Annotated in this window: 21 protein-coding genes; 14 read left to right on the forward strand and 7 right to left on the reverse strand. The window is 71.4% G+C overall.

The genetic code is table 11. The features are described 5' to 3' along the window. The first annotated feature begins 3 nt into the window (after positions 1–3). The 5 genes from I5071_RS18420 (at position 4) to I5071_RS18440 (ending at position 5,132) form a co-directional block, all read left to right on the forward strand. Entirely contained in the window at positions 4–846 is an 843-nt protein-coding gene (locus I5071_RS18420) for a hypothetical protein (protein ID WP_236606785.1), read from the forward strand. Positions 847–902: 56 nt separating this feature from the next. Then, complete coding sequence (locus tag I5071_RS18425; RefSeq protein ID WP_236606786.1) at positions 903–1,856, forward strand: diacylglycerol/lipid kinase family protein; 954 nt, start codon at positions 903–905, stop codon at positions 1,854–1,856. Further along, entirely contained in the window at positions 1,853–3,352 is a 1,500-nt protein-coding gene (lnt, locus tag I5071_RS18430; RefSeq protein WP_236606787.1) for an apolipoprotein N-acyltransferase, read from the forward strand. Before I5071_RS18425 ends, lnt begins: the two co-directional genes overlap by 4 nt. A gap of 209 nt (positions 3,353–3,561) precedes the next feature. Further along, the gene (locus tag I5071_RS18435) at positions 3,562–3,900 is read left to right on the forward strand and encodes a YciI family protein (RefSeq protein ID WP_236606788.1); all 339 of its coding nucleotides are present in this window, start codon (positions 3,562–3,564) and stop codon (positions 3,898–3,900) included. Then, positions 3,897–5,132 (forward strand): RNA polymerase sigma factor, encoded by a 1,236-nt coding sequence (locus I5071_RS18440; protein WP_236606789.1) that lies wholly within the window; start codon positions 3,897–3,899, stop codon positions 5,130–5,132. Before I5071_RS18435 ends, I5071_RS18440 begins: the two co-directional genes overlap by 4 nt. 507 nt (positions 5,133–5,639) lie before the next feature. On the opposite strand, the gene I5071_RS18445 is transcribed toward I5071_RS18440, so the two are convergent. Next, complete coding sequence (locus I5071_RS18445; RefSeq protein WP_236606790.1) at positions 5,640–6,269, reverse strand: hypothetical protein; 630 nt, start codon at positions 6,267–6,269, stop codon at positions 5,640–5,642. Positions 6,270–6,323: 54 nt separating this feature from the next. On the opposite strand from I5071_RS18445, the gene I5071_RS18450 reads away from it, so the two are divergent. Both I5071_RS18450 and I5071_RS18455 read left to right on the forward strand, forming a co-directional pair. Next, on the forward strand, positions 6,324–8,021 hold the full coding sequence (locus I5071_RS18450) for an acyl-CoA dehydrogenase family protein (protein WP_236606791.1): 1,698 nt from the start codon (positions 6,324–6,326) through the stop codon (positions 8,019–8,021). Between the two features lie 703 nt (positions 8,022–8,724). Next, positions 8,725–11,658 (forward strand): 2-oxoglutarate dehydrogenase E1 component, encoded by a 2,934-nt coding sequence (locus I5071_RS18455; RefSeq protein ID WP_236606792.1) that lies wholly within the window; start codon positions 8,725–8,727, stop codon positions 11,656–11,658. A 75-nt stretch (positions 11,659–11,733) separates the two neighbouring features. Here the strand turns inward: I5071_RS18455 and I5071_RS18460 are convergent, their stop codons facing one another. Continuing rightward, positions 11,734–12,150 carry an Hsp20/alpha crystallin family protein gene (locus tag I5071_RS18460; RefSeq protein WP_236606793.1) on the reverse strand — a complete coding sequence of 139 codons (417 nt, stop codon included), beginning with the start codon at positions 12,148–12,150 and terminating at the stop codon, positions 11,734–11,736. 243 nt (positions 12,151–12,393) lie between these two features. Between I5071_RS18460 and I5071_RS18465 the strand changes: the two genes are divergently transcribed. From I5071_RS18465 to hisG, 5 genes are all read left to right on the forward strand, one after another. Beyond that, positions 12,394–13,119 carry a rhomboid family intramembrane serine protease gene (locus I5071_RS18465; RefSeq protein ID WP_236606794.1) on the forward strand — a complete coding sequence of 242 codons (726 nt, stop codon included), beginning with the start codon at positions 12,394–12,396 and terminating at the stop codon, positions 13,117–13,119. Between the two features lie 28 nt (positions 13,120–13,147). Further along, a complete protein-coding gene (locus tag I5071_RS18470; RefSeq protein WP_236606795.1) occupies positions 13,148–14,077 on the forward strand; it encodes an ABC transporter permease in 930 nt (309 codons plus the stop codon). Next, complete coding sequence (locus tag I5071_RS18475) at positions 14,074–14,745, forward strand: hypothetical protein (RefSeq protein ID WP_236606796.1); 672 nt, start codon at positions 14,074–14,076, stop codon at positions 14,743–14,745. The genes I5071_RS18470 and I5071_RS18475 overlap by 4 nt, the downstream gene beginning before the upstream one ends. A gap of 76 nt (positions 14,746–14,821) precedes the next feature. Beyond that, positions 14,822–16,087, forward strand: coding sequence for a UDP-N-acetylglucosamine 1-carboxyvinyltransferase (murA, locus tag I5071_RS18480; protein ID WP_236606797.1), 1,266 nt, complete (start codon positions 14,822–14,824; stop codon positions 16,085–16,087). Between the two features lie 37 nt (positions 16,088–16,124). Beyond that, complete coding sequence (gene hisG / locus I5071_RS18485; RefSeq protein WP_419249656.1) at positions 16,125–16,799, forward strand: ATP phosphoribosyltransferase; 675 nt, start codon at positions 16,125–16,127, stop codon at positions 16,797–16,799. Here the strand turns inward: hisG and I5071_RS18490 are convergent, their stop codons facing one another. Then, positions 16,800–17,270: a ComEA family DNA-binding protein gene (locus I5071_RS18490; RefSeq protein WP_236606799.1), complete on the reverse strand. Its 471-nt coding sequence runs from the start codon at positions 17,268–17,270 to the stop codon at positions 16,800–16,802. 81 nt (positions 17,271–17,351) lie between these two features. After that, on the reverse strand, positions 17,352–17,600 hold the full coding sequence (locus I5071_RS18495; protein WP_236606800.1) for a hypothetical protein: 249 nt from the start codon (positions 17,598–17,600) through the stop codon (positions 17,352–17,354). A gap of 245 nt (positions 17,601–17,845) precedes the next feature. On the opposite strand from I5071_RS18495, the gene I5071_RS18500 reads away from it, so the two are divergent. Beyond that, positions 17,846–19,336, forward strand: a complete 1,491-nt coding sequence (locus I5071_RS18500; RefSeq protein ID WP_236606801.1) for a leucyl aminopeptidase — start codon at positions 17,846–17,848, stop codon at positions 19,334–19,336. Beyond that, entirely contained in the window at positions 19,329–20,042 is a 714-nt protein-coding gene (locus I5071_RS18505; RefSeq protein ID WP_236606802.1) for a hypothetical protein, read from the forward strand. The genes I5071_RS18500 and I5071_RS18505 overlap by 8 nt, the downstream gene beginning before the upstream one ends. A gap of 69 nt (positions 20,043–20,111) precedes the next feature. On the opposite strand, the gene I5071_RS18510 is transcribed toward I5071_RS18505, so the two are convergent. From I5071_RS18510 to I5071_RS18520, 3 genes are all read right to left on the reverse strand, one after another. Further along, positions 20,112–21,971, reverse strand: coding sequence for a GYF domain-containing protein (locus I5071_RS18510; protein ID WP_268921238.1), 1,860 nt, complete (start codon positions 21,969–21,971; stop codon positions 20,112–20,114). 191 nt (positions 21,972–22,162) lie between these two features. Beyond that, on the reverse strand, positions 22,163–23,548 hold the full coding sequence (locus tag I5071_RS18515; protein WP_236606804.1) for a zinc ribbon domain-containing protein: 1,386 nt from the start codon (positions 23,546–23,548) through the stop codon (positions 22,163–22,165). Between the two features lie 172 nt (positions 23,549–23,720). Continuing rightward, the gene (locus I5071_RS18520; RefSeq protein WP_236606805.1) at positions 23,721–24,695 is read right to left on the reverse strand and encodes an electron transfer flavoprotein subunit alpha/FixB family protein; all 975 of its coding nucleotides are present in this window, start codon (positions 24,693–24,695) and stop codon (positions 23,721–23,723) included. Positions 24,696–24,702 lie beyond the last annotated feature (7 nt).

Genomic DNA, 24,702 nt, shown 5'->3' on the forward strand with positions numbered 1-24,702 from the left:
CGCATGCGCGCGACGTGCGCGTTGGTGCTCGTGGGCGCGCTCTCGATCGCGTGCGAGGAGCGCGAGCCACCGCCCTTCGCGCCGGAGCGCGACGGAGCGATCCCACGTCCCGACGCGGGCCCGATCATCATCCGGCCTCGCGACTCGGGCGCCGAGCCGATGGACGCCGAGCTCGATGCGGGCGCGTTCGACGGCGGCGAGACCGATGCCGGCGTCGGGCTGCCGATCGTCGACGGAGTGATCGGCGAGCGCGAGTACGAGCTCGGGATCGAGGTGACGAGCTCGACGCCCGCGACCCTGTTCGCCGATCGGCTCACGCGGTTGCTCGTGGTGCGCACCGGATCGCGGCTGTGGATCGGGATCGAGGGCAGCGTCGAGGTGGGGCGCGGCATGATGCTCCTGCTCGACGCGGCGTACGGCAGCGAGGAAGGCGTCACCCTCACCGCGAGCAGCCTCGCCGACACCGCGGGCACGCTCGACGCCGCGCTCAGCACCGTGGCGTTCTTCGGCTCCGAGGACGCGTTCCGCCCCGAGTACGCGTGGGGCGAGCTCGCCGAGATCCCGTTCTCGATCTCGGGAACGGACGACCTGGTCGGGTGGCGAGACATCACCATCACCGACGACTTCGCCGCGCTCACGGTCGGCAACCAAACGGTGTGCACCGAGGACGCGTGCGAGACGTCGATCCCGATCGGCGGCACCGGGATCCTCCGCGCGGGAGACATCGCGATCGCGGTGCGCTCGTTCGACGAGGACGGTGTGCTCTCGAGCCAGACGCTCCCGCTCGACGAGCCCGGCGCGCCCGAGTCGATCGCGACGGTGCTCCTGGTGCCGGCGCCGGAGTGAGCAGCGATTCGCTCCGCTCTCGGACTGATCGCCACGACTCTGTTAGCTTCGCGCGCGTGGATCGCGATCCCTTCCTTCTCGTCGTCAACCCACGCGCGGGCGCAGGTCGCGCCGAGAAGCGCCTCCCCGCGCTGAGCGACGCGCTGCGCGCGGCGGGCGCGGAGTTCGAGATCGCGCGCACCGCCGGCCCGCGCCACGCCACCGAGATCGTGCGCGATGCGCTCGGGCGCGGCGTGCGCGGCATCGGCGTGGTCGGAGGCGACGGGACGCTCAACGAAGCGGTGAACGGGTTTTTCGACGCCGACGGTCGCGTGATCGAGCCCGACGCGTGGATCGGCCCGCTCTCGTGCGGCACCGGCGGCGACTTCCGCAAGACGATCGGCAGCCCCGACGTCGGCGCGGGCGGGCGCGGCATGGACGCGCTCGCGAATCGCTTCGTCGCCGCGAAGCCGAGGCCGCTCGACGTCGGCTGGCTCGAGATGATCGATCACGAGGGCGTGCCCGCGCGCCGCGCGTTCCTGAACATCGCGAGCTTCGGCGTGGGCGGGCTCGTCGATCGCCTGGTGAACGAGACGCCGAAGTGGATGGGCGGCACGCCCGCGTTCTTCCTCGGCACGGTGCGCGCGCTCGCGCGGTATCGCAGCCAGCGGGTGCGGGTGCGGCTCGACGACGGCCCGGCGCGCGAGACGAAGATCGTGAACATGGCGGTCGCGAACGGCCGCTTCTTCGGCGGCGGCATGCAGATCGCGCCGCGTGCCGAGATCGACGACGGGCTCTTCGACGTCGTCGGGCTCGAGATGGACGTGAGCGCGAGCTTCGGGCTCACGTCGCGCATCTACCAGGGCCGCCACCTCGATCGCCCCGGCGTCACGTTCGAGCGCGCGCGCCGGGTGCGCGCCGAGCCGGTGAACGAGGGCGACCACGTGCTGCTCGACGTCGATGGTGAAGCGCCGGGGCGCCTGCCCGCGACGTTCTCGGTGCGCGCGAGCGCGATCCACCTGCGCGGATGAAACGAGCGCTGCGCGCAGTGCTGCTCGGCGGTGCGGGCGGCGCGTGCATCGCGGTCGCGGGATCGCCGCTCGAGCTCGTCGCGCTCGCGTTCCTCGGCCCCGCGCTGCTCCTGCTCGCGATCGACGATGGCGAGACGTCGCCGCGCATCGCGCTGCTCGCGGGCGCGTCGTGCGGCTTCGTGTGCAACGCGATCACGACGTCGTGGATCGTCCCGCTGCTCGAGGAGTACGCGGCGTTCCCGACGATCGCAGGCGTCGCGGTGGGCGCGCTGATGTGGATCGGACAGGCGCTGCCCATCGCCGTCGGTGCGTGGCTCGCGGCGCCGCTGATGACGCGGGGGATCGCGGGATGGATCGCGCTGCCGATCACGCTGACGATCGCGGGCTCGATCGCGCCGATGCTGTTCCCGTGGCGGCTCGGGGTGTCGCAGATGCCGGGCGTCACGTTCGTGCAGCTCGCGGAGCTCGGCGGGCCGCCGCTGATCGATCTCGCGCTCGCGCTCGGCTCGTGCGCCGCGATGCACGCGCTGCGTCGCCGCGATCCGCGGGTCGCGGTGATCGCGGCGCTGGTGATCGCCCTGCCCTACGCATACGGCGCGTGGCGCATCGACGCGATCCGCGCGCAGCGCGAGGCTGCCCCGAGCCTGCGGATCGGCGTGGTCCAGCCGAACCTCGGCGTGCGCGAGAAACACGACCCGTTCCTGCGCGACGCGCACCTTCGTCTGCACCGCGACATGACGCGCGAGCTCGAGGCGCGCGGCGTCGATCTCGTGCTCTGGCCCGAGAGCTCGTACCCCTCGTACCTGCCGCACGATCCCAACCGCGATCTGCGCGCGATCGGGCGCATCCTGAGCGACGGAGTGCGCGGCCCGATCCTCTTCGGCGCGCTCACCGAGGCGCCCGGCCGCCGCTACAACTCGGTGATCGGCCTGGCGCGCGAGGGCCACGTCACCGGCATCTACGACAAGGTCAACCTGCTCGCGTTCGGCGAGTACGTGCCGCTCTGGGACTTCCTCCCGCCGCTGCAGCGGGTGGTGCGTCGCGGCTTCACCCATGGGCTCGCGGAAGGCACGGTGCCGATCGCGGGCGCGCACGTCGGCGTGCTCAACTGCTACGAGGATCTCCTCGTCGAGCACGCGCGCCTGACCGCCGCGCTCGACCCGTCGTTCCTCGCGAACTTCACCAACGACGCGTGGTTCGGCGACACGTTCGCGCCGCACCTGCACCACATGCTCGCGCGCCTACGCGCGGTCGAGACGCGCCGCGATCTGGTGCGCGCGGTGAACACCGGCGTGAGCGGCCTCGTGCTCGCGACCGGCGAGGACGCGGGCCGCACCCCGCCCTTCGAGCGCACGTCGTTCATCGCCGAGGTGCGCCTCCTCGACGGCGCGCTGACGCCGTGGGTCCGCTTCGGCGACCTCGTGACGCCCGCATTGCTCGGCGTGTACCTCGCGATGGCCTTCGCGCGACGGCGCGCACCGGTGGCGACGACCTAGCCCGCAGCATCCGAGCGTCGCGAGTCAGAATTCTCGCGTTCGTGACCAAGCGTATGAGGTCACGAGTCAGAATTCTCGCTCACGACGACTGCCCCCACAGGTCGCGAGTCAGAATTCTCGCCCTCGTGCTCATCCTGTCCAATCCGCGGTCGCTCGCGCGTCATCGGCGCGACGGTCACGGTGACCGTGCACGACCCGAGGAGATCCACATGCCCAAGTACCTCTGCCTCCAGCGTTCCCTTCCGGGTGGCTCGCCCGCGGAGAAGCCCTCCCCCGCGCAGATGCAGGCGATGTACGCGAAGTTCGATGCTTGGAGGCAGAAGTTCCAGGCGAACCTCACGGACCTCGGCGGCCGGCTCGGCCAGGGCCGGCTCGTGACGAGCGAGCCGGTCCCCGACGGCCCGTTCGTGGAGCTCAAGGAGCTCGTGGGCGGGTACATGATCGTGACCGCGAGCAGCCTCGACGAGGCCGCCGCGATCGCACGCGAGTGCCCCGGGCTCGTGAGCGCGGGCTCCGGCGTCGAGGTCATCGAGATCCGCACGCCGTGAGTCCGGCCGCGCAGGGCGACGCGTTCTTCCGCCACGAGTACGGGCGCCTCGTCGCGATGCTCGTGCGTCGCGTCGGCGCCCGGCACCTCGAGGCGATCGAGGACGCGGTGCAGAGCGCGCTGCTCGCCGCGCTCGAGACCTGGCCGACGGGCGGCGCGCCGGAGAATCCGTCCGCGTGGCTCTTCCGGTCGGCGCACAACGCCGTGCTCGGCTCGCTACGGAGCGAGACGCGTCGCGCGCGGCTTCGCGGACGGCACCGCCCGGAGAGCGAGCTCACCGACGCGCCGGAGGCCTACCTCGCTGCCGACGTGCCCGACGACCTCCTTCGGATGCTGTTCGTCTGTTGCGATCCCGGGATCCCAATCGAGGCGCAGCTCGTGCTCGCGCTCAAGACCCTCTGCGGCTTCGGCGTCCGCGAGATCGCGGAGCGCCTGTTCCTCACCGAAGCGAACGTCTACAAGCGGCTCGCGCGAGCGCGCGAGCGGCTGCGCCGGCGATCGCCGCTCGAGGGCGATCTCGCACTGCCGGAGCTCGCGTCGCGGGCTCCGGCAGTGCGCGCAGTCTTGTATCTCATGTTCACCGAGGGACACCTCTCGTCGCACGCCGACGGCGCGGTGCGCGTCGAGCTCTGCGACGAGGCCGTCCGCCTCGCGATGCTCCTTTCGGATCATGGAGCTGGCAACACGGCGGAGACGGCGGCGTTGCTCGCGCTGATGCACCTCCACCGCGCGCGTACGCCCGCGAGGCTGGATCCAGCAGGAGGCCTCGTTCTGCTCGAGGAGCAGGACCGCGCCGCGTGGGACGCCGACGAGATTCACGCCGGGCTCGCGTGGCTCGAGCGCTCGGCGAGCGGCGACGTGCTCTCGCGGTACCACATCGAGGCCGCGATCGCGGCGGAGCACTCCCTGGCCGCGTCGTTCGCGAGCACGCGATGGGATCGCGTGATCGAGCTGTACGAACAGCTCGAGCGTCTCGCCCCGTCGCCGCTCCACCGACTCAACCGCGCGATCGCAACGGCAGAGTGGCGTGGTGCGCAGGCGGGACTCGCCGTGCTCGACGACGTCGAGCCGCCGACGTGGCTCGCGGGATGGTTCCTCTGGGCCGCGGTGCTCGCCGACCTCCACCTGCGCGCGGGCCATCGCGAGCGGGCGGATCGCTACCGCGAGCTCGCGCTCGAGGCTGCGCCCTCGCCGCAGCTGCGCGACGTGCTCGCACGCCGGCTCGCGGAGTAACGCGCGGCTTGCCCACGCCGCGGCGCCCCCCGCACGCACCGTCCGCTCCGCGACCGTCGCGCGCTCTTCGCTCGACCCGCACCCCCGCACGCACCGTCCGCTACGCGGCCGTCGCGCGCTCCCCGCCGCACGCACCGTCCGCTACGCGGCCGTCGCGCGCTCCTCCCCCAATTCCCGCGCGCAGAGCGCGCGCACACGCGCGACTTCGTCGCGCGGTGCTACCCGCGAGCGTGCGAGCCGCGCGAACAGCGCGGATCGCTCGCGAGCCATCTCACCCCCACCCAGCAAGACGGCAGAACCGCGGTGCCGGGCGCGAGGGGGTGGGTCCGGCGGCCCCGTGCGACGGGGGCTCGCAGACTCCGACCACACACTGACGTCAGCAGCGCGGCAGAGCGCAACGCGCGCGCCGCGATGCGCCCACCGCTTCCCGACATCCCCACCGCGATCGAGAGGCAGCCCGCGAGCACCAGGCCGCCGGACCCACCCCCTCGCGCCTCTCGCCGAGACCTACTCCTTCGTGCCCTGCCCCACGAAGTAGTCTTCGCGATCCCGAAACAGCGCGTTGAAGGTCGTCAGCGAGCCGTAACAAGCGGTGATGTACTGCTGGAGCTGCACCTTCTCGTCGTCGGCGAGGCCCTTGCTCGAGTTCACCTTCTGCTCGAGCACGCGCAGCTTGTCGCGGAGCATCACGATCTTGTGGAAGAACTGATCGAGCGGGACGCTCTTCGGCTGCGTCCCGTCCTTGCCCGGCTTGAGGATCATCTCGCCGCCGCGCCATCGATCGCCCATCGCGACGTCGCCGACCCCCAGCTCCTCGAGGAGCACCTCGCGCAGCACCCGGCGGAACTCGTCCTGGTCCATGTCGATGTCGATCTCCTGCGGGAGCGGCTTCTTCGGCTCGTCCGCGCGTGCTTCGTCCTCGCGCATCCGGCGCGGCGTGCCCGCCGCGACCTTGCGCTTCAGCGCTCCGTCCCACGACGTGCCGCGCGCCTTGTAGTGCGAGCACGTGTTGTCGTCGCGGAGGGGCGGCACCCAGCATCCGAGCCGACACTCGCCTTCCTGCGCACCGTCGTCCGTCTCGCGGTACGAGATGAAGAACGAGCAGGTGCCACAGCGTCCGGCGAGATCGCGCTCCATGCGGGGACGCCAAGATAGCACCCGTCCGCGCACGCGCGTACGCTCCCTTCTCCCATGAAGGTCACGCCGTTCAACCAGCCTCCGCCCGCGCTGGGCAACCAGTACGACGAGGATCGACCGCTCCGTTCGCTGCTCGCCCGCATCGTCCCCCGCGACGCGCTCCTCTCGATCGAGCCCGTGCTGCGCGACCTCGGCGAGCTCGCCGGCGGCGAGCTCTACCGGATGCAGCTCGACGATCGCGAGAACGACCCGAAGCTCGTCCACTGGGACGCGTGGGGCAATCGCATCGATCACATCGAGGTCTCGCCGCTCTGGAGGCGCGCCGAGCGCATCGCCGCGGAGAAGGGCCTGGTCGCGACCGCCTACGAGCGTCGCCTCGGCGCGCTCTCGCGCGTGCACCAGTTCTCGCTCGTGCACCTCTTCGGGCCCGCGACCGACATCTACGCGTGCCCCCTCGCGATGACCGACGGCGCGGCGCGCACCCTGCTCGAGTCGGGCAACGCGGTGCTCGCGGAGCGCGCGGTGCCGCGCCTCACCTCGCGCGATCCCGATCGCTTCTGGACCAGCGGCCAGTGGATGACCGAGTCGACCGGCGGCTCCGACGTCGGCCGCAGCGAGACCGTCGCGACGAAGGACGAGAGCGGCCAGTGGCGCCTCTGGGGCCGCAAGTGGTTCACCTCCGCGACCACCGCGCAGATGTCGCTCACGCTCGCGCGCCCCGAGGGCAACGGCCCCGGCGGTCGCGGCCTCGCGCTCTTCTACGTCGAGACCCGCGATCCGAGCGGGCGCCTCCGCAACATCCTGGTGCATCGCCTCAAGGACAAGCTCGGCACGCGCAAGGTGCCCACCGCGGAGCTCACGCTCGACGGCACGCCCGCGACCCCGGTGATCGGGCTCGACAACGGCACCAAGTACATCTCGCCGATGCTCAACGTCACGCGCACCTGGAACACGGTGATGGCGGTGGCGGGCATGCGGCGCGGCATCGCGCTGGCGCGCGACTACGCGACGAAGCGCGTCGCGTTCGGCGCGCCGCTCTCGGAGAAGCCGCTCCACGTCGACACGCTCGCGGGCATCGCGGCGGAGTACGAGGCCGCGCTCCAGCTCGCGTTCTTCGTGGTGCAGCTCCACGGGCGCATCGAGGCACGCGAGGCGAGCGATCGCGACGTCCTGCTCGCGCGACTGCTGACGCCGATCGCGAAGCTCGTCACCGGCAAGCAGGCGGTCGCGGTCGCGAGCGAGGTGCTCGAGAGCTTCGGTGGCGCGGGTTACGTCGAGGACACCGGGCTGCCGGTGCTGCTGCGCGACGCGCAGGTCCTGCCGATCTGGGAAGGCACGACGAACGTGCTCTCGCTCGACACGCTGCGCGCGCTCGGCCACGGGCCCGACGTCGCGGCCGCGCTCGAGCACGAGATGGAGGCGCGCGTCGGGACGATCGCCGATGCCGCGCTGCGCGAGGTCGCGGAGCGCGCGCGGGGCGCGGTGCGGCGCGCGCTGGGCTGGCTCGCGTCGAGCTACTCGTCGAGCCCGCTCGACGTGGAGGGCGGGGCGCGCCGGTTCGCGCTGACGCTCGGACGCTCGCTCGAGCTGCTCCTCCTCGCGCACCACGCCGACTGGTCGCTGAAGAACGAGCGCGACGCGCGCGCCCGCGCCGCGGCGCTGCGCTTCGCGCGCGCGCCGTTCGATCTCGTCGAGGACACGCCGGTCGCGGATCTGCGCGCGCTGGCGAACGACGAGCCGCTCGCGGTCTGAGACCGACGCGCGACGGGCCGGTGCACGCCCGCACCGGCCCCGTGCACGTCCCCGATGGCCTCGTGCACGTCCCCGATGGCCTCGTGCACGTCCGCGATGGCCTCGTGCACGTCCGCGATGGCCTCGTGCACGTCCATGGTGGCCTGGTGCACGTCCATGGTGGCCTGGTGCACGTCCATGGTGGCCTGGTGCACGTCCATGGTGGCCTCGTGCACGTCCCCGGTGGCCTCGTGCACGTCCATGGTGGCCTCGTGCACGTCCATGGTGGCCTGGTGCACGTCCGCGATGGCCTCGTGCACGTCCGCGATGGCCTCGTGCACGTCCGCGACGGCCTCGTGCACGTCCGCGATGGCCTCGTGCACGTCCGTGGTGGGCTCGTGCACGCACGCCAGACCGCCGACGCACGCCCGACGATATCGCGCAACCTCGCGGGACCTCAGGGGTTCCACCGACTCACCCGCCCCTGCCGGCACGCCCGCCGCCGCTGGGCGAACCGTCACGACGGAACGCGCCCGTTCCCTGGTCGATCGCGATCCGCGGCTGTACCATCCAGACCGTTTCTCCGTCGCCGTGCAGGATCACGGCACGTTCCACCGCCCCGGCGGATTTCGCGTGCACGACCGCGGAACCGGGTCATTCCTCTCGCCCAGCCGCGCGGAAGCCGCGCGCAGCGAGCGAAGAAGCAGAGCGAGGAAGGCTAGAGATGGCTCACGACTTCGGCGTCAACCAGGGACTCGTCGAGGAGCTCTACCTCAAGTACCGCGAGAACCCGGCCTCGGTGGCCGCGGAATGGCGCAAGTTCTTCGATACGCTCGAAGAAGACCCGTTCCCGCCCCGTCGCTCCTCGGCGGGCACGCTCACCGCGCCGAGCTCGGTGGGCACGCTGCTCACGCCGAGCGCCGTCGGGACGATCACCGCGCCCGCGCCCACGACCAACGGCGGCAACGGCCAGGCGGCCGCGGCGGTGCAGCCCGTGATCGCCGCGCGCGCGGCGTCCGATCGCCGCTCGTTCATCCCCGGCCCCGAGACCCGCACCGCCACCGAGCTGCAGAGCCGCGTGTCCGCGATGGTCAACGCGTACCGCGTGCGCGGCCACCTCTTCGCCGATCTCGATCCGCTCGGCCTCGCCCCGAAGCCCGCGTTCGACATCGATCTCTCGGCGTTCGGCCTCGACAACGTCGACCTCGAGACGACGTTCCAGGCGATGGGCCAGCAGCTCTCGCTGCGGCAGATCGTCTCGCGCCTCAAGGAGACCTACTGCCGCACGATCGGCACCGAGGTCACGCAGATCGAGGATCCCGAGGAGCGCAACTGGCTGCAGCACCGCATGGAGTCGACGCTCAACCACGTCGATCTCACGCGCGAGCAGCAGCTCCGCCTCCTCGGCAAGCTCACCGAGGCCGAGGTCTGGGAGACCTTCATCGACACGACCTACGTGAAGACGAAGCGCTTCAGCCTCGAGGGCGGTGAGAGCACGATCCCGCTGCTCGAGCTGCTGATCGAGACGTCGGCCGCGCACGGCGCGGACGAGGTCGTCATCGGCATGGCGCACCGCGGCCGCCTCAACGTTCTCGTCAACGTGATGGAGCTGCCCGCGCACGACCTCCTCGCGGCGTTCGAGGACGCGCAGCCCGAGAAGTACAAGGGCCGCGGCGACGTGAAGTACCACCTCGGGTACTCGAGCGATCGCAAGCTCGCGGGCAAGAACGTCCACCTCACGCTCTCGTTCAACCCGAGCCACCTCGAGTTCGTGAACCCGGTGGTCGAGGGCCGCGTCCGCGCGAAGCAGGATCGCCGCGAGGACCACCACCGCAAGCGCGTCGTGCCGCTGCTCATCCACGGCGACGCGGCGTTCATCGGTCAGGGCGTGGTCGCCGAGACGCTCAACCTCGCGAACCTCCCCGGGTACACGACGGGCGGCACGATCCACGTCGTGATCAACAACCAGATCGGCTACACGACGGAGGTCGAGGACGCGCGCAGCACGCGCTACTGCACCGACCTCGTGCGCATGCTGCGCTGCCCGGTCTTCCACGTGAACGGCGAGGACCCCGAGGCGGTCGCGCAGGTCGCGAAGCTCGCGGCCGAGTACCGCCAGCGCTACAGCAAGGACGTCGTCGTCGACCTCTATTGCTACCGCAAGTACGGCCACAACGAGGGCGACGAGCCGCGCTTCACGCAGCCCGTGATGTACCGCGCGGTCGACTCGAAGAAGACGGTCCGCCAGGTCTACGTCGACCGCCTGCTCGAGCTCGGCAAGATCACGCCGAACGAGGCCGACGCGATCATGCAGGAGCGTCGCGAGCGTCTGTCGAAGGCGCTCCACCAGGTGCGCGAGACCAAGCACACCTACGAGCCCACGGCGTTCACCGGCGTGTGGACGGCCTACCAGGGCGGCCCCGACGCGAGCGCGCCCGACGCGCCGACCGCGGTCGCGAAGTCGACCCTGGTGCCGCTGCTCAACACGCTCGCGCACGTCCCCGACGGCTTCCAGCTCATGCGCCAGGTCGCGGCGGTCCAGCAGCAGTACAAGGAAGCCGCCGAGAAGGGCACCGGGATCCGCTGGGGCGTCGCGGAGAACCTCGCGTACGCGACGCTGCTCGCGCAGGGCTACAACGTCCGCCTCACCGGGCAGGACTCGCGGCGCGGCACGTTCGCCCACCGCATGGCGGTGCTCCACGACACCAACAGCGGCAACGAGTTCGTCCCGCTGCACCACCTCGGCGACGGCCAGGGTCGCTTCGAGATCTACGACTCGCCGCTCAGCGAGCAGGGCGTGCTCGGCTTCGAGTACGGCTACTCGCTCGACTCGCCCGACGCGCTGGTGATCTGGGAGGCGCAGTTCGGTGATTTCGCGAACGGTGCGCAGGTCATCATCGACCAGTTCCTCGTGAGCGGCGAGGACAAGTGGCATCGCCTCAACGGGCTCGTGATGCTGCTGCCGCACGGGTTCGAGGGCGCGGGCCCGGAGCACTCGAGCGCGCGCCTCGAGCGCTTCCTCGCGCTCGCCGCCGAGGACAACATCCAGGTCGTCAACCTCACGAACGCGTCGCAGATCTTCCACGCGCTGCGCCGTCAGGTGATGCGCCCGTGGCGCAAGCCGCTGGTCGTGATGTCGCCGAAGAGCCTGTTCCGCTCGGCGGAAGCGACCTGCACGCTCGACGACCTCGCGAACGGCAGCTTCCAGCGCATCATCGGCGACGCGGAGATCGCGCCGAAGAAGGCGAAGCGCGTGATCCTGTGCTCGGGCAAGGTCTACTACGACCTCGCGCAGCACCGTCACAAGCTCGGCCGTGACGACGTCGCGATCATCCGGCTCGAGCAGCTCTACCCGCTGCGCCCCGAGGAGATCCGCGACGTGCTGAGCGGCTACGCGGACGGCACCGACCTCGTGTGGGTCCAGGAGGAGCCGTTCAACAGCGGCGCGTGGTACTTCCTGAACGCGCGCCTGCCCTCGATGATCGAGTACCGCCTGCCGCTGCGCTGTGTCTCCCGAGTCGAGTCAGCGAGTCCTGCGACGGGCTCGGGCAAGGCGCACGCGCTCGAGCAGCAGCAGCTCATCGAGGAGGCCTTCGCGAACATCGGCGCGAAGACCGCGCGCGCGAGCACGCGCCCGCGCGCCTCGACCGCGAGCTGATCGCTCCTCGAGAGCACACGAAAAAGCCCCTCTCGCCTCAAGGCGAGAGGGGCTTCGTCGTTTCTCAGCAGATGATCAGCTCTTCACTTCGATGCGGCGCGCCTTCACGTTCTCGCGCTTCGGCAGGCGCACCGTGAGGATGCCGTCCTTCAGCGTCGCCTCGATCTTCTCGACGTCGACGGTGCGCGGCAGCTTGAACGATCGCGAGAACGCACCGACCCAGCGCTCGCGCACGTAGTGGCCCTCGTCGCGCTCGCTCTTGCGCTCGCCGCTGAACGTCAGCACGTCGTTCTCGACGCCGACGCTGATGTCCTCGAGCTTCAGCCCGGGGAGCTCGGCCTGCACGAAGATCGCGTCGGCGTCCTCGAAGACGTCGACCGCGGGCGCGAAGGTCGCGCGGGTCGCCGCGGCACCGCGCGGCGCGAACGAAGAACGGAACAGCTCGTCCTGGAGACGGCTCATCTCGGTGAACGGATCCCAGCGGGTCAGCATCGGCGTACTCCTCCCTTCGCGCGACGGACCTCGGCCGCCGCGCGTCGACACGTTTGGTTGGCGCTCTGCCCTCGGCGGCGCCGCATTCGCGAGCTCTCGCTCGGCCTCGGCGTCGCTCCGGGCGACGAGCGGACGGTAAGCATGTCGATCGAAGGGTCAAGACAGGTCGCGCTCGCCGCCGCGCGCCGAACGTGGAACGCTTCGTGAACCGCGTCGTCCCCATCCGCTCCCCGGAGGGTCTGCATGAGGTTCGCGTTCCCGCCGCTCACACCCGTCGTCCGCGTGATCCTCGTGGTGCTCTTCGCGTCGTTCGTCGCGCAGAGCCTGCTGCAGGGCCTCATCGGGCTGCCGCTCTTCGACTGGCTCGCGCTCTCTCCGGAGCTCGACGTGCCTCTGGCGTGGCAGTGGGCGACGTACCCGCTGGTGGAGTACGTGGGATCGAGCGCGGTGATCTCGCGCGCGATCGACCTCTTGTTGATCTGGACCTTCGGTGCGATGGCGGAGTCGCACCTGGGGCGCAACCGCACGCTCCAGCTCGTGGTGGTGTCGGTGCTCGGCGGCGCGATCCTGCCCCTCGCGTTCGGGCTGCTCTTCGGCGACTACGCGATGCCGGCCGCGGGCGCGGGCGCGATCGCCTGGGCGATGATGGGCGCGTTCGCGGTGATCACGCGCGGTGCGCCGGTGAACTTCGTGCTGATGCCGAGCATGAGCGCGTGGCACGCGCTCGGTGTCTTCCTGGTGATCACCGCGCTCCAGTCGATGTGGGCGCGCACGCCGACGCCGCTCCTCATCGCGCTCGGCGCGCTCGCGGCCGCGGTGCTCTTCGTTCGCTGGATCGAGCAGCGCCCCACGCGGCCGACGAAGAAGACCGGTGGCAATGGGCCGCGGCGGCGCAGCGGCGCGTCCCACCTGCAGGTGATCCCGGGCGGTCAGTCGAGCGAGGACGAGCGCCCGCGCTGGCTCAATTGACCACGACGTGAGCTAGGATGCGCGGCCGATGGGCCGCGTCTGGGCGATCGCGATCAACACGTTCCGCGAAGCGGTGCGAGATCGCGTGCTCTACGGCGTGCTCGGGTTCGCGACCGCGCTCCTGCTCTTCACGCTCGCGCTCGCCGAGCTCTCGCTCGATCAGCAGGCGCGCGTGGTGCGCGATCTCGGGCTCGCGTCGATCTCGCTGTTCTCGGTGGTGGTCGCGATCTTCCTGGGCTCGTCGCTGCTCTACAAGGAGATCGAGCGCAAGACGCTCTACGTGATCCTCCCGAAGCCGATCCGCCGGCACGAGTTCTTGATCGGCAAGTACGCGGGGATCGCGCTCACCGCGATCGTGTTCGTCGCGATCATGGGCGCGCTGCAGCTGTGGCTCGCCGCGATCCAGGCCGGCGCGTCCGCGACGCTGCTCGTGATCGAGCCGGTGGTGCTCGGCGTCGCGCTCGGGCTCGCGCTGTGGAAGGCGAAGGATCGCACCAGCGTGCTCGTGCCCTTCTCGCTGGTCGCGCTCGCGGCATCGGCGGGCGTCGCGCAGAGCGCGGGCGTCGCGGTCGGGCCCACGCTCGCCGCGCTCACGCTCGACGTGGGCGAGGTGCTCGTGGTGGCGGCGGTGGCGCTCTTCTTCTCGAGCTTCTCGACGCCGTTCCTCACCGGCGTGCTGACCGTCGGAGTGTGGCTGGTCGGTCGCTCGGCGGACGAGATGGCGACGATGCGCAGCAACGTGCTGCCCGACAGCGTGCGCGATCTGCTGCACGGGCTCGCGTGGGTCGTGCCCAACCTCAACCTCTTCGTGCCGCCGCACCGCGCGCTCACCGAGCACGTCGAGGGCTCGGGTGGGCCGGTCGAGTACGTCGCCTCGGCGATGGGCTACGGCGCGCTCTACGCGGGGATCCTGATCGTGATGGCGTGCGTGGTGTTCCGGAGGCGCGACTTCCTTTGACCGCACCGGCGCGCGAAGACGGACGCTGGGCGCGGCGCATCGCGCGCGCGGTCGCGATCGCGGGCGTGCTGCTGCTGGTGCTCGCGGTGCGCGTGGTCACCGCGTCGCGCGCCGAGCTCGTCGAGGCGGATCGACTGCGCGAGCGTGGCGACGTCGATGCCTCGGTCGCGCACTACCGTCGCGCGGCGCGCTGGTACGCGCCGGGCAATCCGTACTCGACCGACGCGCTCGATCGGCTCGCGGAGATCGCGCAGAGCGCAGAGGCCGCCAGGGATCCCGATCTCGCGCTCGCGGCATGGCGCTCGGTGCGCGGTGCGATCCTCGGTGCGCGCAGCTTCTACGTGCCGCACCAGGAGCGGCTCGAGCGCGCCGACGAGCACATCGCGACGCTCATGGCGGCGATGCGCCCCCCGCCGGTCGACGCGGGCCGCAGCGAAGCAGAGCGGCGCGCCGCCCACCTCGAGCTGCTGCGCGAGGTCCCGCGGCCTTCGCCCTTCTGGGGATTGGTCGCGCTGCTCGGTCTCGCGACCTGGATCGTCGCCGCGCTCGCATTCGTGACCCGCGCGATCGACGAGGAAGATCGCCTCGTGGCCGCCCAAGCGCGGGTGTGGGGAACGGTGTGGATCCTCGGGTTCGGCTCGTTCCTGCTCGGGCTCGCGCTGGCGTGAGGAATGTTGCTCGCCCCGTCGCGGCGTTGCTAGATGGAGCCCGGCCCATCGTGGGCCCCACCGGAGAAGCCGCACCGTGGACAACATCAAGGTACGCGGAGGCACGCCGCTGCGCGGCACGCTCCGCGTGAGCGGTGCGAAGAACGCCGCGCTGCCCATCCTCTGCTCCGCGCTCCTCGCCGACGGCGAGCACGTCTTCCGCAACGTCCCGGACCTGCGCGACATCGTCACGACGGCGAAGCTGCTCGAGCACATGGGGCTCGAGGTCGACGTGAACCCGCCGGTCGTCACCGTGCGCGCAAAGCCGGTGCTCGAGCCCGATGCGCCCTACGAGCTCGTGAAGCAGATGCGCGCGTCGGTGCTCGTGCTCGGCCCGCTCGTCGCGCGCTACGGCCGCGCGCGGGTGTCGCTCCCGGGCGGCTGCGCGATCGGCGCGCGCCCGATCGATCAGCACCTCAAGGGCCTCGAGGCCATGGGCGCCGAGATCGATCTCTCGCACGGCTACGTGAACGTCACCGTGCCGAGCGGACGCCTCAAGGGCGCGGAGATCCACCTCGACATCCCGACGGTCACGGGCACCGAGAACCTCATGTGCGCGGCCGTGCTCGCGAAGGGCCGCACGCGCCTCGCGAACGCCGCGCGCGAGCCCGAGGTCGAAGAGCTCGCGTGCGTGCTCAACAAGATGGGCGCGAGCGTCGAGGGCGCGGGCACCGACGTGATCACGATCGAGGGCAAGGACGAGCTCCACCCGGTGGATCACGCGATCATCGCGGACCGCATCGAGGCGGGCACGTACATGGTCGGGGCCGCCGTGACCGGCGGGAACGTGCTGCTCGAGGGGATCACGTTCGATCACATCGAGGCGCTCTGCGCGAAGATGCGATCGGCGGGCATCGTCGTGGAGCGCGAAGCGGGCGGGATCCGCGTCGTCGGCAAGCCGCCGTTCAAGCCGGTCGACGTCACGACCGAGCCGCACCCGGGCTTCCCGACCGACATGCAGGCGCAGTTCATGTTGCTGATGTGCATGGCGAACGGCTCGAGCGTCATCACCGAGACGATCTTCGAGAACCGCTTCATGCACGTGCCCGAGCTGGTCCGCATGGGCGCGCGCATCGACATCCGCGGCCGCTCGGCGTTCGTGCACGGGCCGAGCAAGCTGCAGGGCGCGCGCGTGATGGCGACCGACCTGCGCGCGAGCGCGTCGCTCGTGCTCGCAGGGCTCGTCGCGCAGGGTGAGACCGAGGTGCTGCGCGTCTATCACATCGATCGCGGCTACGAGCGCATCGAGGAGAAGCTGCGCGCGCTCGGCGCCGACATCGAGAGGGTGAAGGGCAGTGCCTGAGAAGCGTCCGGTGCTGCGCGCCGTGAGTGGCCGCGGCGTGACCATCGCGGTCCCGAAGGGCCGCATCCTGAAGCCGCTCGCGGATCTGCTCGAGAAGGTCGGCGTGCGTCGCGAGACGCTGCTCGCCGACGATCGCACGCTGATGCGCGAGGATCGCGAGGCGGGCGTCTCGTTCCTCCTGCTCAAGCCCGACGACGTGCCGACCTACGTCGAGTACGGCGCCGCGGATCTCGGGGTCGTCGGGCGCGACGTGCTGCTCGAGCGCGAGTACGACCTCTACGCGCCGGTCGATCTCGGGATCGGTCGCTGCCGCATGATGGTCGCGGGCCTGCCCGATCGCCCTCCCCCGCCGCGCACCCTGCGCGTCGCGACGAAGTTCCCGAACATCGCGGCCGCGCACTACGCGCGTCGTGGGATCCCGGTCGAGATCATCTTCGTGCAGGGCTCCGTCGAGCTCGCGCCGATCACCGGCCTCGCGGACGTCATCGTCGATCTCGTCGAGAGCGGAGAGACGCTGCGGCAGAACGGGCTCGTGACCTTCGAGAGCATCTGCGACGTGTCCTCGGTCGTCGTCGCGAACCGCGCCGCGCTCAAGCTGAAGCGCGATGCGATCGCGCCGATCCTCGCCGCGCTCGAGCCCGCTCGCGCGCAAGCGACGGACGCGCGGACCGCGAGCCCCGGCGCGCGCCGAGCCTCGCGGTCCACGGGCTGATCACTCCTCGCTCTCCGACTCCGATTCGCTCTCCGCGTCCGCCGGCTCGTCGGCCTGGGCGCGGCGCGGCGAACGGACGTCCTGCGTGAGCGTCGTCGGGCCCGTGACCGAGATCATCGGGCGCAGCCGGCGGAAGGTCGCGCGACCGATGCCGCGCACGCGCAAGATGTCCTCCACGCGCCGGAACGCTGTCCGCTCGCGGAACGCGACGATCGCCTGGGCCTTCGAGGGCCCGATGCCCGGCAAGCGCTGGAGCTCCTCGGCGCTCGCGGTCTGGATGTTCACGACCCCCTCGGCGCTCGCCGTCGCGGGCGCTGCCGCAGGCGCGCGCGAGGCGCTGGTCTGTGCGGCCGCGACCGCACGTCGCTGCGCGTCCGCGTGCGGCGTCGCCGCGAGCGTGGTGATCGCGAGCGCGGCGATCGTCGCGCGCACGAGGCCCATTCCGAACATCGAACGATTCTGCTTTTCCATGACTCCGACTCTCTTTCTCGTGTTCTCTTCGACTGACACTCTCGACTGACACGCTCGCGAGCGTGCCAGTCGTGCTCTCGTTCACTCCGCGAGCGCGTCGGCGACCGCGAGGTCGTCGTGCGGCACGTCACCGGTGTCGCGCTCGTTCCACGGGCGCGCTTCGCGGATGTGCATCGTGCCGTTCACCGGCACCGCATCGAGGAACGCGTTGAGGCTCCCGTCGCGGTTGCGGAACGCGGCACCGATACGAACCCAGAACTTCTTCCCGTCGCGCTCTCGCTCCACGATCGTGTAGACGACGAGCGGCGACCTGCTGCTGGCGCTCTCCATTTCGATTCGACCTCCTCTCGCCGCCATCGCGCGGCGTGCCCGTCTCCATCGCAACTCGCGATCCGCTCGGGCGGTGTGAGAAAACAAAGAAAAACGCGAGCCGATCTGGCGGGATCGGCGGCGGAGGGATGGCGGCCGTCAGCCACCCTCGTCTCTTGAGACTGCGAGCGCACCGTGGCACCATCGCGCGCGCCGAGCGCCGGGGGGACCGCGCGGCGATTGCCCCGCACGCTCTCCGGAGGATCATGAAGGTCAGCCTCAGCACCGACGCGCCCACCAAGATCAAGGCGGATCTGCTCGCCATCGGCGTGCGCGCCGGTCAACTCGGCAAGGACACCGTCTTCAAGCAGCTCGACAAGGCGACGGACGGTGCGCTCTCGGCGGCGGCGAAGCGCGAGGACTTCACGGGCAAGAACGGCGAGTCGCTCCGCGTGACGGTGAGCGGGCTCGGCGCGCCGGTGGTGCTGGTGCTCGGCCTCGGTGACGGAGAGCGCAAGGAGCGCGACGTCCGTTCGCTCGCAGTGAAGGCCTCGCAGGCCGCGAGCCGCTATCACCACGTCGCGCTGGTGATGCCCGACGACGTGCCCGACGAGGACCGCGCGGTGCGCGTCGCGACCGAGGGCCTCATCACCGGCAGCTACAAGTACACGCGCTATCTCACAGGCGATCGTCTGCCCAAGCGCCGCACCGAGACCGCGAAGATCGTCGTCGCGAAGAGCGCGGCCAGCGCCAAGGACGCCCTGCGTCGCGGCACCGCGCTCGGCGAGACGATCAACTTCGTGCGCGACCTCGTGAACGCGCCGCCGAACGATCTCACGCCCACCGCGCTCGCCGAGGCCGCGCGCACCCAGTCCGAGGCCCACGGCCTGAGCTGCAAGGTCTGGGACAAGAAGGGCATCGAGAAGCTCGGCATGAACCTCTTCCTCGCGGTCAACCGCGGGAGCGCCGAAGAGCCGCGCCTCGTCCACATGGCGTGGAAGCCCGCGGGCGCGAAGAAGGGCGCGAAGAAGATCGTCTTCGTCGGCAAGGGCCTGACGTTCGACTCGGGCGGTCTCTGCATCAAGCCGCCGAAGTCGATGGTCGACATGAAGTGCGACATGGCGGGCGCGGCCGTGACGATCGGCGTGCTCGTCGCGTGCGCGCGGCTCGGCCTGCCGGTCGAGGTGCACGGCTTCATCGGCGCGACGGAGAACATGACGGGTCCTGCCGCGTACCGGCCGGGCGACGTGTTCTCGAGCCTCGACGGCAAGACCGTCGAGATCATCAACACCGACGCCGAGGGACGCCTCGTGCTCGCCGACGTGCTCACCTACGCGGCGCGCGAGATCGAGCCCGACTACCTGATCGATCACGCGACGCTCACCGGCGCGTGCATGGTCGCGCTCGGTCCGTGGCGCGCGGGTCTCTTCGCGAACGACGACGAGCTCGCGAACCGCTACCAGAAGGCCGCGGACGCGGAGGGCGAGACGTTCTGGCGGATGCCGCTCGACGAGGAGCTTCGCGAGCTGCTCAAGAGCGACATCGCGGACATGAAGCACGTCGGCGAGCAGTACGGCGGCTCGATCACCGCGGCGCTCTTCCTGCGCGAGTTCATCGGGCAGTCGAAGTGGATGCACCTCGACATCGCGGGTCCGGCGTTCCTCGATCGCCCGCACGGTGCGGCGCCCAAGGGCGGGACCGGCTTCGGCGTGACGACGGCGGTGCGCTTCCTCGAGGCGCTCGGCGAGAGTGCGTGAAGCTCGTCGCCTCGCGATCGCGATCGCGCTCGTCGGAGGCGCGATCGCGGTCGCGCGTCCGGCGCGAGCGCACCTCGGCCACGTGATCCTGCGCGCCGAGCGCTACCTGAAGCTCGACGCGACCGAGGACGACACGCGGCTCGTGGTCTCGCTGATGCTCGGCGCGGAGGAAGGCGAGCGCGTGCTCGCCGCCGCGGACGAGAACGGCGATCGCGAGGTCACGCGCGAGGAGTCGGATCGTTATCTCGCGCAGTGGGGCGAAGGCCTGCGCACCGAGCTGCCGGTCGAGCTCGACGGCGCGCCCGTCGAGCTCGCGTGGGGCGATGGATGGCTCGATCCGATCGGTCGCGTGCGCGAGGTGCCGCTGACGATCGAGATGGTCGCGCACCTGCCGACCGACGCGCGCGAGCACCACGTCGTGTTCGAGGACCGCATGGTGCGGCGCGAGACCTTCGATCGCACCGACGTCGCGTTCCGCGCGCACGATGGCGCGGAGATGATCGCGTGCGGCGCCGAGCGCGACCCGGCGCGCTGCGACGAGGACGAGCTCGGCATCGCGCGCGGCGGCGCGCAGCCGACGACGTTCGGGGCGCGCGTTCGTTATCCCGCGCGCAGCGAGGTGCGTACGCCGCTGGTCGCGCTCGCGGTCGGGGTCGTCGCGCTGATCGCGGGTGTGATCGCGTTCTTCGTGCGCCGGCGTCGCTGATCGACGGAACGAAGAAGCCCCGCCCGCTTCGCGCGGACGGGGCTCCTCGATTCGTTCACGCGCTCGCGGTCAGAGGCGGAACGGATAGTTGATGGTGAACGTCGCGCGCTGGAAGCGCGGGAACGACGCACCACGCACCGCACGCGCGATGCACGACCCGACGGGCGTGCCCGCGAACTGACCACCGACCGTCGCGTTGGTCACGCGACCCGAGGTGCCCGCGACCGAGATCGCGACCGTCGCGGTGCCGTGCTGACCACCACCACACGCCGCGACCGCGCTCTGCACGCTGCCCATCGCGCGCACGACGTCGTCACGCGACGGCGTCTGCGGGAGCGACGAGTCACCGCCGCCTCCACCGCCACCACCGCCGCCACCGCCGCTGCGGCCACCGCCGCCGCTGCCGCCGAGCGCACCCTGCAGGAGGCTGTCGATGTCGCTGCCGCCACCGCCGCCGCCGCTGCGACCGCTGCTGCCGCCCGACGAGCCGCCCGCCGACGCGCCACCCGACGATCCACCGCCGCCGCCGCTGGCCGCCGCCGGCTCGCTGCCGCCCGACGAGCCGCCCGCCGACGCGCCGCGGTCACGACGACGACCGCCGCCACCACCGCTGCGTCCCTCGCTGCTGCCCTCTTCCTCGCGCGCCGCCGACGTGCCGGTCGCAGGCGCCGCGGGCGACGTCGTGCCGGTCGTTCCACCGGCCGCCGCTTCGGTGCCCGTCGCGGGGGTCGGCGTCGCCGTGCCCGGCACCGCCGTCGTTCCCGGCACCGCCGTCGCGCCCGGAGCCGCCGCCGCCGCTGCGCCCGGCGCCAGCGCGCCCGCAGCCGCCGTGTCCGCCGCCGCGATCGTCGCGGGATCGGGCTGGTTCGACATCACGACGACGATCGCGATCGCCGCCACGAGGATGCAGCCGCCCAGGATCGACATGCCGATCACGAGGCCCTTGCCGCCGCCCTCTTCCTTCTTCTCGGGGATGATCACCGGCGCGCCGAGCGCCGATCCGAGGCCCGGCGATGCCGTGCCGATGCTGAGGAGATCGTCGACCCGCGCCGGCGAAGCCGCGGGCGCGATCCCCGGCGCCCCGCCGCCGCCCGACATGCCCGTCGCGCTCGCGAGCGCGCGGATGTCGATCAGGCCCGAGCCCTCACCCGCCGCCATGCCCGGTCGCGATGCCGCGCCCGATGACGACGCCGCCGACGCCTTCGCGCCGCTCGACGACGAGCTCGCCGATGCACCGGGGCTCGACCCGCCCGTCGCGAGCGCCTGGAGGTTCGAGAGCGAGAACAGCACCGAGTTCTCGTTGCGCGCGCCGGTCATCGCCTGGTTCGCGCTCACGCGCGGGCTCGGCGCCGACGCGACCACGTCGTCGTCGTCCCCGCCGCCACCGAACGGGCTGCCACCGCCGAACGGGCTCGCCGACTCGCTCTGCGCGAAGAGATCCGCGCCCGCATCCGAGCCCGTGGACGCCGCCGGTGCCGGCTTGCTCGCAGGCGCCGCCGCGGCCTCGGCGAACGGATCGTCGCTCGGCGCCGCGTCGCCACCACCGGCCCCGCCACCGCCCGGGTTCATGATCGCCTGGACCAGCTCTTCGATGTCCTGCGCCGGCTTCCAGTCGTCGTAGCCCTCGCGCCACACGTACGCGTCCCACGCGATCGTGTTCGCCGAGATCATCTGGCCGAGCTGCGCGGGCGAGAACGGGCCCTGCTGCTCGCCCTCGACGACCACGTGCCACACGGCCTCGCCGCCGTAGTCGAAGTTGCCGGCCGGCGCCGCTCCACCAGGGGCCGCGCTCTCCTGCGACGACGACTGATCACCGCGCACGACGATCGCCGCGCCGCACTTCTTGCACCGGATCTTGAAGACCCGGCCCGCCACCTTTTCGTCGGCAATCGAGTACTTGGCGCCACAGCTGTCGCAGACGATTTTCATCTCGGTGATCCCCTCGATCGGTCGAATGGCCTGGTCCCCCGAGCACCAAAACAGCTCGGAACGATGGCGGAGCGGCCCGAAAGCGCGTGCGAGGATACCCGTCCCGCATCGCGGCGATCAAGCTCGGCTCACATCTCGTTCGGCCTGATAGAACCGACGACGCGCACACCCTTGGGTGTAGCGATCATGCCTCAGGTCAACGTCGTCCCGTCCTTGCCGCAGAAGCGGGTCGTCGCGGGATATCGAGTGCCGCAGACCGGGCAGATCTTCTCGCTCGCGCCCGTGCTCGCGACCTTCCCGGCGGCGAAGTCCGCATAGGCGACGAGCGGAGTGCCGTCGACCGAGCAGGTCGTCGCGTCGGGCGGATATCCACGACGGCACGTCGGGCAGATCTTCGGCTCGCCGCTCGCGACCGGCGCAGGCGCGATCGGAGCCGGTGCGATCGGCGCGATCGGCGGCGCCTCGTGGACCTCGCTCGCGACGATCGGCCGCTCCTTCTTCTTCTTGCGACGACGCCCGACCACCACGAGCCCGATGCTCGCCACGACGACCATCACGAGCCCGAGCACCGCGCCGGCGACGAGCCAGCCCGGCGTGCCGCGCGCCGCCCCCTCACTGCGTGCCGCGACGCGCGCCGCCTCTTCCGATGTGCTCTCCGCATCGCCGAGCGTCACCGCGCCGCCGCCCTCGGCGCGCCGCGCGATCAGATCCGAGAGGTCCGGCGTCCGCACCTGCACGCGCGCCTGCGCCTCCATCGACCCATCACGCGCGACGATCGTGAATTCACCCTCGCCCTCCGCTGCGCTCGCCGCGGCCTCGAAGCAGCTGCCGCGGAGCTGTCCCGTCGCGCCCGGCGGCGTGCGGAGCTCGAGCCGCGGCGATCGCCCGCGGATCGCGCATCCGTTCGCGTCGACCACACGCGCGCTCAGGCACACGCGACCGCCCGGCTCGAGCGTCGTCTGCGCCGGTCGCAACGAGATGCGCGCGGGCGCGCCCGGGGTGCACGCGGGCTCGCGCTCCGGCTCGGGCGTGGGCGTCGGAGTCGGCTCGGGCTCGGGCGTCGGGCTCGCGCCGCCGGTGCGCTCGAACGTCTGCGTCGACGTGATCGTCGCGCGGCACGACGACTCGTTGAGCTGCCAGTCGTAGCGGCTCACGTCGCGGAACTCGATCCGCTCGGTACCCTCGGCGCGCAGGGTGTACTGCCCGGTCTCGGCGCGCGGATCGTCGTCCGGCGTGCGGCAGACGATCCGCCACGTGCCCGACTGGAAGCTCGACGACACGCGCCGCACCGACGCGTTCTCGCTCCAGCAACCGCGCGTGCTGCGCGCCGGGCGCCCCTGGAACGTCAGATCGTCGCCCGACTGCGTGACGTGCACCGTCGATCCACCGGGCACCGTCGTCGACTCCGGGCGCGGCCCGCAGTCACCGCCCCAGCTCTCGACCTGCACGTCGATGCGCATCGGCCCGGCGCGCCAGTCGCCCTCGTAGGGCCCGTCCGCACGCGCGCTCGATGCTGCGCTCGCGATCACGACGGCCGCGACCAGCGCGACCCAACCCCGACGATCCCCGACGCTCACCGGGGCGCAACATACCAACGTTCGACCGACGGAACACGAAACCGCGCGCAGCTCACGCCGCGCGCGGTCCCGTTCGAGCGCTCGAGAATCGGCTCGCCCGCCGTCCCCTACCGTCCGCGCGCTTCGCGCGCTCCGGTCCGGGACCTGCGGGACGAGCACTTCGGCAAAGGGCTCAGCCCTTCGCCTTCTGGATCTCGCTCGTCAGCTCGGGCACGACCTGGAAGAGATCGCCTACCAGGAAGTAGTCGGCGACCGACGCGATCGGCGCTTCCTTGTCCTTGTTGATCGCGACGATCACCTTCGAGCCCTTCATGCCCGCGAGGTGCTGGATCGCGCCGCTGATGCCGATTGCGAGGTAGAGCTTCGGCGCGACGACCTTGCCGGTCTGACCGACCTGCAGATCGTTCGGCACGTAGCCCGCGTCCGCCGCCGCGCGCGACGCGCCCATCGCCGCGCCGAGCGTGTCGACGAGCGGCTCGAGCACGCTCTTGAAGTTCTCCGCGCTCTTCAGCGCGCGACCGCCCGACACGACGATCTCCGCCTCGGTGAGCTCGGGGCGCTCGCTCTTCTGCGACTCGAGCGACACGAACTCCACGCGCGCCGCCGCGCCGTCCTCGGCGATCGAGACCGACTCGGTGTCGCTCGATCCACCGCTCTCCGCCGCCGCCTCGAACTCGGTCTGACGCACGGTGACCACCTGGATCGGCGTCTCGACCGTGCAGTAGCCGAACACGTTGCCGGCGTACATCGGGCGGCGATAGACGATCTTCCCGCCGTCGACCGCGACGCTCGCGATGTCGCTCGCGACGCCCGCCTCGAGGCGCGCCGCGACGCGCGGCGCCAGGTCCTTGCCGTACGTCGTCGCCGTCGCCGTCACGACGCCGTAGTCACCGCTCTTCGCGACCTCGGCGACCGTCGGCGCGTACTTCTCGGCGACGTACCCGCCCTCGACCTCGGCGGTGAAGATCTTGCGCGCGCCGAAGCCCGAGAGCTGCGACGCCGCGTTCTCCGCGCCCTCGCCGATCGCGAGGATGTCGAACGAGCCGCCCGTTCCCTCGGCGACCTGCTTGGCGAAGTTGACCGCGCTCAGCGTGCTGCGGCGCATCCCACCTTCGAGGAGCTCCGCGACCACCAGGACATCCGTCATGTTCCCG

Origin of the sequence: Sandaracinus amylolyticus (genome assembly GCF_021631985.1) — a bacterium.
Lineage (GTDB): Bacteria > Myxococcota_A > Polyangia > Polyangiales > Sandaracinaceae > Sandaracinus > Sandaracinus amylolyticus_A.

Bases quoted from the DNA above. Each gene is read 5' to 3' on its own strand.
- I5071_RS18435 (WP_236606788.1), top strand. From the start codon at position 3,562: ATGCCCAAGTACCTCTGCCTCCAGCGTTCCCTTCCGGGTGGCTCGCCC.
- I5071_RS18495 (WP_236606800.1), bottom strand. From the start codon at position 17,600: ATGGAGAGCGCCAGCAGCAGGTCGCCGCTCGTCGTCTACACGATCGTG.
- I5071_RS18445 (WP_236606790.1), bottom strand. From the start codon at position 6,269: ATGGAGCGCGATCTCGCCGGACGCTGTGGCACCTGCTCGTTCTTCATC.
- I5071_RS18510 (WP_268921238.1), bottom strand. From the start codon at position 21,971: ATGAAAATCGTCTGCGACAGCTGTGGCGCCAAGTACTCGATTGCCGAC.
- I5071_RS18470 (WP_236606795.1), top strand. From the start codon at position 13,148: ATGGGCCGCGTCTGGGCGATCGCGATCAACACGTTCCGCGAAGCGGTG.
- I5071_RS18465 (WP_236606794.1), top strand. From the start codon at position 12,394: ATGAGGTTCGCGTTCCCGCCGCTCACACCCGTCGTCCGCGTGATCCTC.
- I5071_RS18490 (WP_236606799.1), bottom strand. From the start codon at position 17,270: ATGGAAAAGCAGAATCGTTCGATGTTCGGAATGGGCCTCGTGCGCGCG.
- I5071_RS18455 (WP_236606792.1), top strand. From the start codon at position 8,725: ATGGCTCACGACTTCGGCGTCAACCAGGGACTCGTCGAGGAGCTCTAC.
- I5071_RS18450 (WP_236606791.1), top strand. From the start codon at position 6,324: ATGAAGGTCACGCCGTTCAACCAGCCTCCGCCCGCGCTGGGCAACCAG.
- lnt (WP_236606787.1), top strand. From the start codon at position 1,853: ATGAAACGAGCGCTGCGCGCAGTGCTGCTCGGCGGTGCGGGCGGCGCG.
- I5071_RS18520 (WP_236606805.1), bottom strand. From the start codon at position 24,695: ATGACGGATGTCCTGGTGGTCGCGGAGCTCCTCGAAGGTGGGATGCGC.
- I5071_RS18500 (WP_236606801.1), top strand. From the start codon at position 17,846: ATGAAGGTCAGCCTCAGCACCGACGCGCCCACCAAGATCAAGGCGGAT.
- I5071_RS18460 (WP_236606793.1), bottom strand. From the start codon at position 12,150: ATGCTGACCCGCTGGGATCCGTTCACCGAGATGAGCCGTCTCCAGGAC.
- I5071_RS18420 (WP_236606785.1), top strand. From the start codon at position 4: ATGCGCGCGACGTGCGCGTTGGTGCTCGTGGGCGCGCTCTCGATCGCG.